Source organism: Sharpea porci (assembly GCF_009695655.1).
Classification (GTDB): domain Bacteria; phylum Bacillota_I; class Bacilli_A; order Erysipelotrichales; family Coprobacillaceae; genus Sharpea; species Sharpea porci.
Map to the genome: position 1 here is coordinate 70,810 of NZ_VUNM01000004.1, position 13,853 is coordinate 84,662.

Sequence of the window (13,853 nt, forward strand, 5' to 3'; positions counted from 1 at the left end):
ATTCTTCTTGAACTCACAGAGCTCCTTCAGGATGCAGTAAATTATCCTGAACATATCATCACTTGCCATGTTCATTCCTCCTTCAAGCATAAAATCCACCATGGCGGTGACTTTTTATCTTTCAATCCAGTTTTTGCTCTCTTCTTTTAAAACTTTTCTATACTGCTCTAATAATTTTCTTTCCTCTTCCGTCATTTTAACGCCATCAATAGCCACAACGTCATTGTGAATGAATTTGATTTTATCTTCAATTTCTTTAGGAGGTAGTATTATCATAATTTTGTCATCTCCATCTTTTTTCACCATTTTTTTATTTCTTTAATCAATACCGTTTCTTTAATTGTTGAATTAGCTTCAGCTATCGCTTCAGAACTATTGTAAGTAGCATACTTGCTTATCTGTGCTTCCATTATATCATCACTTTTCGTTAATCCGCAATTATTTATTGCATCGTCCAATATTTCATTTGCATATTTAGAAGTACCTATATCATTCCCAGCCTGATCAACAGTTTCTGAATGATCAATAGCATATTGATACTCTAAAAAATGTGTGAATTCATGTTTTAAGTATCCATACATACTGCCTTCAGGACTTAACATGTCATTCTCATTTTCAATTAGCCCATGTAACATATCTTCATTCTTGAATATGTTTATATTTAGTTTTAAAGCAAGATCTAGATTCTTATTAATTCTTGCACTAGCTATCTCATTACTGGACAATTCAGTAAAACTTATTTCTGATATTCTACCTTTCAAGACTGGATACTCCTTTAGCAACTTGTGAATATCCTTGTCCAAAACAGCCTTAGTTTCATTTGAAACACCTTGCCCATTAGTGGTTTTTATTCCATAAATATTTCCATTTCTTACCGCTAAAGCTCTTGAAATCTCATTGTTTTTCCACTCTACCCAGTCATTGTAGCTCATATAATGCTGATCGTATGAGTCAAGCCACTCGTAGTACCTCTTCTCGTCAATGTACATAGCAGTCGAGCAGTGGCAGTTTGGATGCATAGGATGGGCGTTAACGCCAGGCATGATCTTCTTCACGCTGAACACTCTGTCGTCCGTCTTCTTGCACACATCGCACACGTCAGAGCCACCGCAGGCTATGTACTGGTACTCTTGGAAGCCGTTCTCCCCGTACTCGCACATCTGTGCGTCGGTTCTCGCCCTTGCCATCTCGGTGCGTATCAGCCTCTCAGCAGCCGACTTCTTGTCCTTGAACTTTCCTTCTCAGCACTCTTTGGGTCTTTCTCTGGATAAGCCCGACCTGGATGAGGCTGTTGATGCCATTTCTCAGGATATCCTGGGACATCCGTATCATGTCGCTGAATGTAGCATTGCGGAAGGATGCTTGTATCCGTTAATGATGCGCTTGGCATCAGCCACACGATGCATAACACAAGAAAGACGTTCGCATCGCTATGCCAACTTAACAGCGTAAACATCTACGTGCGCAAGAAGGTTCTCGGACACAAGATGAATGACATAACTTTCGATGTCTACCCAAACGACTAGAAGAACGTCCTGTACAGGGAGATCAACTGCATGAGGATATAGGAACAAGGGGGGAACTGGCAGTCATCACTGCCGCCCCCTTTCTCATGCGCAGCCGCGGCATTTGGCGGCATGATTCTTTGTTACTAATTAGGTGCATTTCATGACTTTTCATAGCAAAAAAAAACATTTTAAGGGCTTTTTTAGAATAAATGTATCACTTTATGAAATTTTATTTTGAACCATAACGAATATAGTAGTTCATAATCAGTAATTCTAGGAAATACATGATTGTGATTCTACCTTCCGTAGAATTATTCATCTTATTAATATGAATAACTTCATCCGAGAACTGCAAGACTTTCCCCACACGCAACATTGTGATAGAAACAATCTTACATCGATTCTTAACAAGTGTATTCATAATGTCTTCATGATGGTAAAAGAAACTACCTTCTAATGAGACAACAATAGCTAGTGAGCCCTGACTTAGACTTTGTGCTAGCTCTAACTGTTTTTCATCACTTGTCCCGATTTGAACAAAGCGATTAAAGGAAGACATCTTGTTTTGAAAATGCAAGCCTGCATAGTTCGCATATTCTAAGCCAAAGAAGGCAATAGAAGAGGCATCATGAAGCATTTCTGCAATACGTTCCATTTGTCTATAATCTATATTTTCATAAGTGAATTGAATATTCTCAATGACGTTTTGAGTATATGTCTGAAAGATGGATTGGAGATCTGTTTCTTTCGCATTCACAACCTTTTTATCATAATCGACATCAATTGCAAGCGTCGAAGCAATCTCATCTTTAAAATCCTTATAGCTTGCATAACCAAGTTTCCTTACAAATCTTGTAATGGTACTCGCTGAAACAAAGCATAAATCTGCAAGTTCATAGATTGTCAGCTGTGGAATTTCATGATAATGCTTCACTATCATTCTTGCGACATCATATTCCGAAGCCTTACCCTCTCCAAAATTTACAAAATTCAGCAATCTTGCCATGATAGAAATACCCTTAATCATCTTCTCCACACTCCTATATCCCATAGTATACCAAATTATTGCACAACAACCATAGCATTCATTCTTAAACGCACCGTATTTAGCACTCTTTAAAAGAAAGTGCTTATTTTTAGCACTTATTAGTTGACACTGCTAAAATAGAAGAGTAAAGTAATAGATGTAAAAGATAAAGAAACACAAAAGGAGTGGAAATATATGTATTTTAATTTATTCGATGACTTATTTAATGATGATTACTTTGCCCCTGCAAAGAAAGTAAGTTCAATGAAAACTGATATTTATGAACAGGGTGATAACTATGTTTTAGCTATTGAATTACCAGGTATCAACAAAGAACAGGTAAAGCTTAATTTGAAAGATGGTTATTTGACTGTTTCTGTGACTGCATCAGAAGTCAAAGAAGGCAATATGATTCGTAGCGAACGTTATCATGGCGATGCTAGTCGTAGCTTCTATGTTGGTGAAGAATTCAAGCCTGAAGACATTAAAGCACGCTTTGAAAATGGTGAATTGTTTATTACTTTACCTAAAGAAGCACCTAAGAAAATTGAAGAAACTCATTATATTAATATCGACTAACAGAAATTACCCCCTGTTATTCATATAAATTTGGCATCCATCTGGATGCCTTTTTTGTGTTTATTGAGATTGTGCTAAAGTCAAGAGTTTTGTTGACTTTAAAGGGGCTAGAGAATATAATTTCCGTAGGTGAAACCCTCACCTTTTAGTCTGACTTTTTGGACGAAGTCAGAAACGCGTCATAGGAGAAAGGAGTAAAAAATGATTTATTCAAACGAAGTTGAAGAAATGTATTGCGTTAAACAGGGCGGCAATCATGGTTGTGCCCCTATTCCTGAAGAAGGAAAATGGGTTTATTCAAAAGAGATTAAGGATATCTCTGGATACACTCATGGTATCGGCTGGTGTGCACCTCAGCAGGGTACTGCTAAATTATCTTTAAATGTTAAGGAAGGTATCATCGAAGAATGTTTAATTGAAACAGTTGGATGTTCTGGTATGACACATTCTGCAGCAATGGCTGCTGAAGCTATTGTTGGTCGTACAGTACTTGAAGCATTAAATACTGACTTAGTATGTGATGCCATCAACACTGCTATGAGAGAATTATTCTTACAGATTGTTTACGGTCGTTCACAGTCTGCATTCTCTGAAGGTGGTTTAGTCATCGGTGCCGGTCTTGAAGACTTAGGTAAAGGCTTAAGATCAATGGTTGGTACAACTTATGCAACTAAAGCTAAAGGTCCTCGTTACCTTGAATTAACTGAAGGTTATATCACAAGAGTTGCCTTAGATAATGATGATCAGATCTGCGGATATGAATTCGTTAACTTAGGTAGAATGATGGATATGATTAAGGCTGGAGAAGATGCTAACGAAGCTGTTAAGAAAGCTACTGGTCACTATGGTAGATTCGAAAATGCTGCTAAGTACATCGATCCAAGAAAGGAATAAGGAGGATTACATAATGGCTATCGAATTCGAAGGTTATGAAAGAAGAATTAAACAGATCAACGCTAAGTTAAATGAATATGGCATTAAAGACTTAGAAGAAGCAAAGAAGATCTGTGACGATGCAGGCGTAGATGCTTATGGTATCGTTCAGTCTACACAGCCAATCTGCTTCGAAAACGCTAAATGGGCTTACACTGTAGGTGCTGCTTTAGCTATCAAGCATGGTGATAAGAAAGCAAAAGATGCTGCAAAGACTATTGGTGAAGGTTTACAGTCATTCTGTATCCCTGGTTCAGTTGCTGATGACCGTAAAGTTGGTTTAGGTCATGGTAACTTAGGTGCAAGATTACTTGACGAAGAAACTAAGTGTTTCGCATTCTTAGCTGGTCATGAATCTTTCGCTGCTGCTGAAGGTGCAATCAAGATTGCATTAAACGCAAATACAGTAAGACAGCAGCCATTAAGAGTTATCTTAAATGGTTTAGGTAAAGATGCTGCTAAGATCATCTCAAGAGTTAACGGTTTCACTTATGTTGAAACACAGTTCGATTATTTCACTGGTAAAGTAAATGTTCTTTCAAGAACTCCTTACTCTGATGGTGATAGAGCTAAAGTTAACTGCTATGGTGCAGATGACGTACGTGAAGGCGTAGCTATCATGTGGTTAGAAGATGTTGATGTATCTATCACAGGTAACTCAACTAACCCAACTCGTTTCCAGCATCCAGTAGCTGGTACTTATAAGAAGGAAAGAATTGAAGCTGGTAGACCTTACTTCTCAGTTGCTTCTGGTGGAGGAACTGGTCGTACATTACATCCAGATAACATGGCTGCAGGACCTGCTTCATATGGTATGACTGATACTATGGGTCGTATGCACTCAGATGCTCAGTTCGCTGGTTCTTCATCAGTACCTGCTCACGTAGAAATGATGGGCTTAATCGGTATGGGTAATAACCCAATGGTTGGTGCTACTGTTGCCGTTGCTGTTGCAGTTGAAAAAGCTGCTGCTGAAGGCAAATTCTAAAATCATTCAACTTTAATAATAAAAGGAAGGTCTTCTCCTATGAACCTTCCTTTTTTCGTATTTTAAAACCAGTCATTATGACTGGTTTACTGCTTAAATTTAGCTGCTAACTGCATTAATTGGTCTTTAGAAATATGGAAACGATCACATAAATCATCCAACATCTGATTAAGTTCTTCAGGCGATTTATTCTTAATATTCTCTAAATCAATACCGGTCATGTTTTTCATAAGATCAGGATTCTTCTCATACATTTCCTTAGCCTGATCAAACATCGATTTCTGTTTCTCTTGATCACGCTTTACCGCCGCTTCTAAAGCATCAATTTCCTCACTATCAAGTTCAAGTTCTTCAACAAGTTTTAAAATCTTATCCCCAAGCAAACTCATATTCATCATATAAGTCTGTAATTCCGTCTCTTTATTTTCTTCAATTTCCTCAAGATAAGCATGTAGATATTCTTCCTGCAAATCTGTCAAGGTCGTATCTTCATAGACATCATCCTGAATATCATGAAGAATAATACCACCATAATAATAAATAGCATCCACATCACTCATATCATAATGAACAGGAAGATCCTTCAATTCACTCACAGCTTGAGCAATCTTTTCACAAAACTCTTCATTACCATTAAAACGGGCAGTCTTAGCCCCTTTAAGAATAAGCTGATCACTCTTGCCATGTTCTTTATGAATTATGATATCTTCTAAATCATCAAAAGAGACAAAGCCTGGTTGTTTCACACAGAAATAAAAACCTTTCTTTGTGACAATAAAGCCATGAGTAGGATCTATTTCTCCATAGAGTTGGATTGATTGTATGTCTTGATCTCCATAGGCATCAATAGCTTGTCCGATTGTTGGTGGGAGATGTGCTTCATCATAATATTTCATTCTTCTTTTCCTCCTCACGATCATCTTCTAATGCTGAATTAATGAGATTCAAAAGTTCTAGAGCACTGCGAAATTGCTGGGTACGATTATTGTCTATCCAAGTAATATCCCCCTGCCAGATCTTATCATCATTTTCCCGCACAGTAATCATAAAAGACTGTGCTTTTGAACGTATTTTCAAGATAGTACCTCCGTATTCATCACATTTAATAATTCCATAATTCCATGAAATTGAGAGCATTTTCCCTCAATCAAGAGAAAGCCCTGCCAGCCTGCCTCGTGTCTTGATTTCAGATAGATATCTAAGCTCATTTTCTTGCCTTCTATCTTTCTTAGATCATGGTAGTCATGATAGAGCTTTGGAGAAGCTTGATAATTGATATTAGCTTTCTTAGAGCGAAAGCTTCTAAGCTGGACACTTGGCATAGGATTACCAATACTATTAAACATCTGATCACCTTTAATGATCAGTTCGTTGAAATCTATAAAATCAATAGGATCTTTTATAGCAGCATTGTAGATTTTCCCTCTTATTGGATGAATGCCATCAATAGTGACATGCATAAAAGCATGGGGAGCACTTTGTATATAGTTTTCCATCTTATTTCACTTCCTGCATTGCTAGCTGTAATGCAATACCTTTATTATTTAAATTACGATTAATACGGGCTGTGACACGATTCATCACCTGACATGCATCTTCATAATTACACATTGTCAACATCACAACATATTGATTATAGGAATAACGACAAATCACATCACCCGTACGCAGTGATGAGACAAAGGTCGTCTTTAAGTCTTCCATTGTCTTACATAAATAACGCTTGCCTTTTTCATCTTCAGGATAATATTTGACAGTCACTAGACAAATATAAGAACTAAGGCCAACACGGTCAATCACCCTGGATTGTAAAGTAAAGATTGTGCGAAACGTACCATATTCCACATACATAGCCCCAGTTTTATGACAATCTTCTAAGTCCTTCATGACATCAATGATTGTGGATGAGGCAGTATGCGTCTCTTTCTGAATGAGGGCATAAAGACTTTGTAATTCTTCACTTGGATAAGTGCCAAGCGTGTGATAAAAATGATCAACAACAGCCGTATATACCTTTCCCGCTTCTTCATATTGTCTATTTAAATAAAGACCCTTAATCCATAAAGCATAGAGAGATTCATTCGTTTGATCATACTCACTGCCTTTTTTCGCAACTTCAATCATCTTCAAATAATCCTTATGTTCTTCAAGATAATGAGCATAATGAAAAATCAGTGTTGTCGCCATTTGGCGATATGTCATTGCCTCAACAACTATATGACGATCCCCATTCAATTCCGATAAATAATCACCCCGATATAGACTTAATGCCTTCACATAATATTCAGGCATCGTATAGTCTTCTTGATGATCAACAATATCCTTAAAAGTAAAAGCATCCACATCAAAAGTAAAATCAGGATTAAGATGATACGAGCCTCTTCCAGTCTTAATCACACCTTCTAAACCAAGCACTTTTTTCAAGATCGTACGTAAACGATAAACAAGATTTTTTAAGGCATTTGTAGGGCTATCGATATCTTCATAAGCCCACAGGAACTGAATGATTTGTTCGCTTGTAATCTTATCTTTTTGATGATTGAGAAAGTAGACAAATAAAAGAATAAGCTTGTTGGATTTCATTTCCTGCATCGTCATCATCTGGCCATGATAGGAAATTGCAAACTGTCCAAATGTACGTACAGTAATTATTTTGTCATTCATAATATTATTCCTCGCTCCTAACATTATAGCAAACTTTAGCGTCACTTCAAATTAATTCAGTCATACAATTATGAAGTATTGGTAGAAATGTCATGTTCATTTGACCTTTTTACGTAATTTTTTAGTCAAAGGCTATTATAGCGTATATAATAGATACAGAGGTGATGGGTGTGTCAAAAAAATGGTTGATAATTTTATGTATGCTCATCATGGTGGGATGTACACAAAAAAGCACGCATGAAAAAACACGTGACAATACACCTTATGTCGCTATATGTAAGCGAGGAGACAAAGATATTGGCAACAAGCTAGTGACAATTGATATCTCTAACGCCTTAGATGGCTACATGATTGTCATCTATCATGGCACGAACAGCCAGGTGAAGTTTCGTATCTACAATCCCAATGAAACCGATCCCTATACCTATGACCTTCAGCCAAACGAAAACATTTTCCCTTTAACAGGTGGTAATGGCAACTATAAGTTTGTGCTTTATGAACATGCTTCCGCCAACAAATACTACCTTTCCTATACAACCACCGCTTCCCTTAAGATTAAGAATGATACTACAACCTATCTCTATCCCAATCAATATGTCAACTACAACAAGAAGACAAAGACGGTTGAGTTTGCAGCTAAGCTTGTCAAAGATGCTCATAGTGATTTAGATGTTGTGACCAAGGTTTATAACTATTGTGTGAAACATATTCACTATGATGAAAATAAATCCAAGCTTGCCAATAATGGACAGCTTGCCGGATATATTCCCAAAATTGATGAAATCATGGAGAAGAAAGTGGGTATCTGTTTTGATTATGCGGCTGTGATGGCCTGTATGTTGCGTTCACAACATATTCCTACCAGGATGTTGATTGGCTATGCCAATACTCCTGATGGCGTGATTTATCATGCCTGGATTGGGGTTTATACAAAGGAGACAGGTTGGATTGATAATTTGATTAAGTTTGATGGTAAGAACTGGTCACTAATGGATCCAACGATTGCTTCAGAAGATCCTGATAGTGATATTGTTAAGAAATTTATTACGGATAAGAGTCATTATACTGAAAAATATAAGTATTAGGAGAGACGAGATATGCGTCAATTAACGAATAAAGAAATTGCGAATTTTACAGGACAGGTGGCAATGATTCTTCATGCGGGTATTTCACCCTATGAAGGCATCAGCATTATGAACGAAGATAATCATACTTCACCTCTACATGTCCACTTAGCCCGCATCAGCAATGAGCTAGATCAAGGAGCGAGCTTCTATAAAGCCTTAATGTCCACTGAGGCCTTTCCTGACTATATGTTGGAGATGGTCCATATTGGAGAAGAAAGTGGAACATTAGAAAATGTCATGGACGCCTTAAGTAAGCACTACGCAAGACTGCATACAAGCAGTGAAGACTTAAGAAGTGCAATTGCCTATCCTCTTATTATGATTGTGATGATGATGGCAGTTGTCATTATTCTTATCACCCAGGTCTTGCCCATCTTCAACCGTGTCTATATGCAGTTAGGAAGTACCCTTTCAGGCTCAGCTTCCTTCATTCTTCATCTTGGTCTTTTTCTCAACAACTATATCTTTGTCTTTGTGATTTTGCTTGTCCTGCTTGTCCTGCTTTACTTCTATCTTACAAAGACGGCAAAAGGCCAACAAAAACTTTCCCACTATTTATCAAAAGCAAGCTTCTCAAAAAATATCTCACGTAAACTCGCTCTCTCCCACTTTACTTCGGGCATGGCCATTGCCTTAAGTTCCGGTCTTGATATCGATGATAGCTTTAAATTATCTTCTTCGCTTGTTGAAAACGACTTGCTTTTGAAGCAAATAAAAGATGCTCAAAAAATCATGGAAGAGAAGGATATTGCTCAAGGCTTGACTGAATCCAAAGTACTGACTGGGATGGATGCAAGAATGATTAAGCTTGGTTATAAGACAGGTGGGATGGAAGAGATATTTCATAAAATCAGTGCCACCTATGAAGAAGAAGCTAATCATGCGATTGATCATCTCATAAGCATTATTGAACCTACTCTTGTGGCCATTCTTGCTGTTATTATTGGTGTTATTCTGCTTTCTGTCATGTTGCCATTATTAGGAATTATGGGGTCATTATGATGAAGAAGTATATGATGACATTATTGAGTCTTGTTGTTATTGTGGGATTTATTGTAGGAATGCAAAGAATGAATGCCGCCAGCAAGAAACAAGCTTATCATGCTTTAGATCAAGCTGTCGCAAGAGCGATTAATGAATGTTATGCGAATGAAGGTCAATATCCTGAAAACAAAGACTATCTTGAGAAGCATTATCATCTTGTCTATGATCATGACATGTTTACGATTGAATATGTTGCCTATGCGAGTAATATCAGACCAACCTATACAATCATAGAGAAATAAGGAAAGGAAGATTACTATGAAAGAACATCATACAATGGATATCCTCTTTGTCCTAGGCCTCTTTGTCGTCTTTGGGATGTGTGCTCTTGCCGTTATCCATCTTGGCATCAAGATCTATGGTGACTCTGAAGCCCAGTTAGAAGAAAACAACAACAGTCATACAGCCATGACTTATTGCCTTACAAAAATCAGAGAAAACAACAACAAGAATCAAATTACTGTCCACAACAACAGATTAGAAATCAAAGATGGCGAAGCCACAACCTATATCTATCAAGATGGTCAACATTTAAAAGAAGCTTATACAAATCAACCCTTTGATCAGTCACTTGGTGAAACTTTAATGCCAATTGATCATCTTTCTTTAAGTCTGGATGATCATTTATTGACTATTTCCATCACTACAAATAAACATCAAGAAACAAGTACAATAATGTTGCAGGGGGAGTAATATGAAAAATCATCATACAAGTCTCTTTCTCATTGAATTGCTATTGGGTATTCTCGCTTTTCTCTTAGCTTCTGCTCTCTGTATAGAACTTTTTGCGAAAAGCTATCTACTTAATCAAGACAGCAAGAATCTCACCAATGCCACACGTATTGCCAGCAATGTTGCTGAAATCTATAAAGCACATAAACTAGAATCCTCCTATTCTCCTACAACATATTTTAATTCCTCTTGGGTTAAGGTTAATCATCAAGATGAAAATGTGATGCACTATACCATATCCGATCATATCCTCCATATTCAAATCAAACATAAAAACAAGACTATCTATAAACTAAGTGTCAATCAAGGAAGTGAAGCAGATGCGTAAACATACTTATATGAATATAGGCATGATTTCTTTTATTGTCGTTGCGATTGTCTTATCACTCGTCACTTTTGCGACACTCTCCTATGTGACAGCAAGAGATAACTATTCTTTAGCAAAACGCTATGCCACGCATGAACAAGCCTACTATGCCTTAGAAAACCAAGCATATAGCGAACTCAAACATATCAAAACAATACTCCAAACAAGTACAAGTGAAAATGCGGCTCTCCTTTCATTGAAGGAACACTATACGCTTAATGGTCATCAGCTTACCATCACAAAATCCAACAGCATGACAACATTCACTCTCATTGTTGATATTGATTATCCCCATTATACAATCCATTCTTCTCATACCACGCCTTTAAAGAAATGGAAGAAAGAAGAATCACTACATATCTTATAAGAGGTTAACTTATGCATATACATACTATTCTTATGTCCGCAACGACAAAACATGCATCTGATGTCTTTATTATTGCCGGACAACCCATCACTTATAAAATCTATAATCAGCTAGTTGAAGAGGGTGAAAAAACAAGTGCCCCCGAGACAAAAGAACTCATTCAGGAACTCTATCAGCTCGCTCAACGTAAAAAAGACAAAATCGAAGAAACAGGCGATGATGACTTTGCGATTGCCCTCCCCCATGTCTCACGTTTTCGTGTCTCTACTTACCGCCAGAGAGGAACTTATGCGGCTGTTATTCGTGTTGTTCCCTTTGAATTACCACATCCTGAAGAACTTGGCATTCCCGAAGAGATCATTCAATTTGCGGATATCAAAAAGGGCATGATTCTGGTGACTGGTCCCGCTGGTAGTGGGAAATCAACAACCCAGGCATGTATGATTGATCATATCAACAAGACCCAGGCCAAACATATTATTACGCTCGAAGACCCAATTGAACACCTTCATCGCCATGATCATTCAATTGTCTCACAGCGTGAAATCACCATCGATTCCTCATCCTATATCTCAGCCTTAAGAGCAGCACTGCGCCAGGCTCCCGATGTTATCTTGCTTGGAGAAATGCGAGATTATGATACCATTAATACAGCCATGACAGCTGCTGAAACAGGCCATACGATTATTTCCACATTGCATACCCTTGGCGCAAGCAATACCATTGACCGCATTATCGATGTCTTCCCCTCTGAAATACAGCATCAGGTGGCCGTACAGCTCTCTCTTGTCTTAGAAGTTGTCATTAGCCAGCAGCTTGTCCCAACCATCGACAACAAACTCTATCCTGTCTTTGAAGTCATGATTGTAACACCGGCTATTCGTAATCTTATTCGTGAACATAAGATACATCAGATTGATGGCATTATCCAGACATCAAGTGATCTCCATATGATCTCTATGGACCAATCCCTCATTAATGCCTACCAAAAACATATTATTACAAGTGAAACAGCACTGATCTACGCTACGAATCCAGATGTTGTTAGAAGGAAAATAAAATAAAAGAAAAGATGAATCATCAATTCTATAATTGATCATTCATCTTTTTTCTTTTCTAAAGTAATAATGGCAGGAATAATGTCGCAAGTCCTAGGAAAAAGAAGAACCCTAGACAGTCTGTTACCGTTGTGACAAAGACACCACTAGCCAAAGCAGGGTCAACGTGCATTTTCTTAAGAATCACTGGTACTAAGTAACCGGCAAAGTTAGCAGCAATCATGTTCAACAACATAGCCAATGCAGCCACAACGCCAAACCATGGATTATGGGCAAAGATCATTGAACCAATACCAACAATAATACCAATGACAATACCAGTTAGTGCCCCTACGCCAATTTCCTTCAAGAAAATCCGTAAGGCATTATCTTTAGTCACTTCACCTAGTGATAAACCACGTACAAGGATAGTCAATGACTGTGTTCCGGCATTACCACCCATACCTGTAACAATACTCATAACCGCTGACAAAGAGACAACCTTCTCAATTGTTCCTGAGAAGTTATTAACAACCGCCGCAGCTAAAACAGCTGTCGCTAAGTTCACAACAAGCCAAGGAATACGTGACTTGAATGATTCTGAAAGTGTGGAATCAACATCTTCTTCTGAATCCATACCAGCCATCAAGTTCATATCTTCGGTTGTTTCTTCTTCCATGACATCCAAGATATCATCAATTTCAATAATCCCAAGCATCTTATTATCATCATCAACAACAGGCATCAAAGAATAACCATACTTCTTAAAAGTATTGGCAACTTCTTCCTGGTCTTCCAGATAATTAATCGCAATCACATTATCATTAATAATATCCATCATCTTTGTATCAAATGAGCTTCTGACAATATCACGTAAAGCCACAACACCCTTCAAGTGATCCAGTGCATCAACAACATACAAATATGACTTAATTTCTTCTTCATCTTCCACTGACTGCAAGTATTTCAAAGTATCCGCAACCGTATTCTTAGCGAAGATATAGACATATTCCGTTGTCATGATACCGCCGGCAGTCTCTGGGTCATAGCTCAACAATTGCTTGACTTGTTGCTGGTCATCCGGCTCTAGTTCACTAAAGACTTCACGTCCTTCTTTTTCATCCAGTTCCCCAACTAAGTCGGTTAATTCATCATCGCTCATTTCATCCAAGATTTCTTTACGACGATTCTTTGGGAACATATGCAAGAACTCATACTGATCGTCTCCATCGTCCATTTCTTCAACGATGTCGGCAACTACATCATCAGGGATGTCATTCAAGAGTTCTCGACGCTGATCTTCATCTTCTGTCTCTTCTAATAATTCTAGTAAGTCAGCTGGATGAATATCATCGATTTCTTCCTGTATTTCTTCTCTTGTATGATTTAAGAGAAGATCTTTTAATCTATTCTTTTCCATATCGATCCTCCATATTATGTTTTTTTAGAGGCGATACATCATACAATATGCGATTCCTTA

At 37.7% G+C, this 13,853-nt stretch carries 17 protein-coding genes and 1 pseudogene; 10 read left to right on the top strand and 8 right to left on the bottom strand.

Features of this window, described 5'->3' with window-relative positions:
• Positions 1-114 precede the first annotated feature (114 nt).
• The 3 genes and pseudogenes from FYJ79_RS03405 to FYJ79_RS03415 all read right to left on the bottom strand — a co-directional run bounded on the left by FYJ79_RS03405 (position 115) and on the right by FYJ79_RS03415 (position 2,535).
• Complete coding sequence (locus tag FYJ79_RS03405) at positions 115-306, bottom strand: hypothetical protein (RefSeq protein ID WP_154514563.1); 192 nt, start codon at positions 304-306, stop codon at positions 115-117.
• Positions 300-1,220: pseudogene (locus FYJ79_RS03410) on the bottom strand (minor capsid protein); the annotation flags it as partial. The pseudogene FYJ79_RS03410 and the gene FYJ79_RS03405, both read right to left, overlap by 7 nt.
• Positions 1,221-1,737: 517 nt before the next feature.
• Positions 1,738-2,535 (bottom strand): MurR/RpiR family transcriptional regulator, encoded by a 798-nt coding sequence (locus FYJ79_RS03415; protein ID WP_195837004.1) that lies wholly within the window; start codon positions 2,533-2,535, stop codon positions 1,738-1,740.
• Between the two features lie 195 nt (positions 2,536-2,730).
• Here FYJ79_RS03415 and FYJ79_RS03420 point away from each other — a divergent pair, with 195 nt between their 5' ends.
• The 3 genes from FYJ79_RS03420 to FYJ79_RS03430 all read left to right on the top strand — a co-directional run bounded on the left by FYJ79_RS03420 (position 2,731) and on the right by FYJ79_RS03430 (position 5,035).
• Positions 2,731-3,114, top strand: a complete 384-nt coding sequence (locus FYJ79_RS03420) for an Hsp20/alpha crystallin family protein (RefSeq protein ID WP_033162344.1) — start codon at positions 2,731-2,733, stop codon at positions 3,112-3,114.
• Between the two features lie 201 nt (positions 3,115-3,315).
• Positions 3,316-4,008: an iron-sulfur cluster assembly scaffold protein gene (locus FYJ79_RS03425; RefSeq protein ID WP_033162345.1), complete on the top strand. Its 693-nt coding sequence runs from the start codon at positions 3,316-3,318 to the stop codon at positions 4,006-4,008.
• A gap of 13 nt (positions 4,009-4,021) precedes the next feature.
• A complete protein-coding gene (locus tag FYJ79_RS03430; RefSeq protein ID WP_033162346.1) occupies positions 4,022-5,035 on the top strand; it encodes a GGGtGRT protein in 1,014 nt (337 codons plus the stop codon).
• Positions 5,036-5,121: 86 nt separating this feature from the next.
• On the opposite strand, the gene FYJ79_RS03435 is transcribed toward FYJ79_RS03430, so the two are convergent.
• From FYJ79_RS03435 to FYJ79_RS03450, 4 genes are read right to left on the bottom strand one after another with little or no spacing between them, the layout of a single operon-like run.
• Positions 5,122-5,931, bottom strand: a complete 810-nt coding sequence (locus FYJ79_RS03435) for a hypothetical protein (protein WP_154514566.1) — start codon at positions 5,929-5,931, stop codon at positions 5,122-5,124.
• Entirely contained in the window at positions 5,918-6,112 is a 195-nt protein-coding gene (locus tag FYJ79_RS03440) for a hypothetical protein (RefSeq protein ID WP_154514567.1), read from the bottom strand. Before FYJ79_RS03440 ends, FYJ79_RS03435 begins: the two co-directional genes overlap by 14 nt.
• Entirely contained in the window at positions 6,109-6,531 is a 423-nt protein-coding gene (locus FYJ79_RS03445; RefSeq protein ID WP_154514568.1) for a hypothetical protein, read from the bottom strand. Before FYJ79_RS03445 ends, FYJ79_RS03440 begins: the two co-directional genes overlap by 4 nt.
• Position 6,532: 1 nt before the next feature.
• The gene (locus tag FYJ79_RS03450) at positions 6,533-7,699 is read right to left on the bottom strand and encodes an AfsR/SARP family transcriptional regulator (protein ID WP_195837005.1); all 1,167 of its coding nucleotides are present in this window, start codon (positions 7,697-7,699) and stop codon (positions 6,533-6,535) included.
• Between the two features lie 170 nt (positions 7,700-7,869).
• On the opposite strand from FYJ79_RS03450, the gene FYJ79_RS03455 reads away from it, so the two are divergent.
• The 7 genes from FYJ79_RS03455 to FYJ79_RS03485 are packed head-to-tail and all read left to right on the top strand — an operon-like array spanning position 7,870 to position 12,400.
• Positions 7,870-8,784, top strand: a complete 915-nt coding sequence (locus FYJ79_RS03455) for a transglutaminase-like domain-containing protein (protein WP_195837006.1) — start codon at positions 7,870-7,872, stop codon at positions 8,782-8,784.
• A 12-nt stretch (positions 8,785-8,796) separates the two neighbouring features.
• Positions 8,797-9,828 carry a type II secretion system F family protein gene (locus tag FYJ79_RS03460; RefSeq protein ID WP_154514571.1) on the top strand — a complete coding sequence of 344 codons (1,032 nt, stop codon included), beginning with the start codon at positions 8,797-8,799 and terminating at the stop codon, positions 9,826-9,828.
• Positions 9,825-10,112, top strand: coding sequence for a hypothetical protein (locus tag FYJ79_RS03465; RefSeq protein WP_154514572.1), 288 nt, complete (start codon positions 9,825-9,827; stop codon positions 10,110-10,112). Before FYJ79_RS03460 ends, FYJ79_RS03465 begins: the two co-directional genes overlap by 4 nt.
• 16 nt (positions 10,113-10,128) lie before the next feature.
• Complete coding sequence (locus FYJ79_RS03470) at positions 10,129-10,563, top strand: DUF4860 domain-containing protein (protein ID WP_154514573.1); 435 nt, start codon at positions 10,129-10,131, stop codon at positions 10,561-10,563.
• 1 nt (position 10,564) lies between these two features.
• Positions 10,565-10,930 carry a hypothetical protein gene (locus tag FYJ79_RS03475; RefSeq protein ID WP_154514574.1) on the top strand — a complete coding sequence of 122 codons (366 nt, stop codon included), beginning with the start codon at positions 10,565-10,567 and terminating at the stop codon, positions 10,928-10,930.
• Positions 10,923-11,336, top strand: a complete 414-nt coding sequence (locus tag FYJ79_RS03480; RefSeq protein ID WP_154514575.1) for a hypothetical protein — start codon at positions 10,923-10,925, stop codon at positions 11,334-11,336. Before FYJ79_RS03475 ends, FYJ79_RS03480 begins: the two co-directional genes overlap by 8 nt.
• A gap of 11 nt (positions 11,337-11,347) precedes the next feature.
• Positions 11,348-12,400 (top strand): type IV pilus twitching motility protein PilT, encoded by a 1,053-nt coding sequence (locus tag FYJ79_RS03485; RefSeq protein WP_154514576.1) that lies wholly within the window; start codon positions 11,348-11,350, stop codon positions 12,398-12,400.
• 52 nt (positions 12,401-12,452) lie between these two features.
• On the opposite strand, the gene mgtE is transcribed toward FYJ79_RS03485, so the two are convergent.
• Positions 12,453-13,793 (bottom strand): magnesium transporter, encoded by a 1,341-nt coding sequence (mgtE, locus tag FYJ79_RS03490; RefSeq protein ID WP_154514577.1) that lies wholly within the window; start codon positions 13,791-13,793, stop codon positions 12,453-12,455.
• Positions 13,794-13,853: the final 60 nt, after the last annotated feature.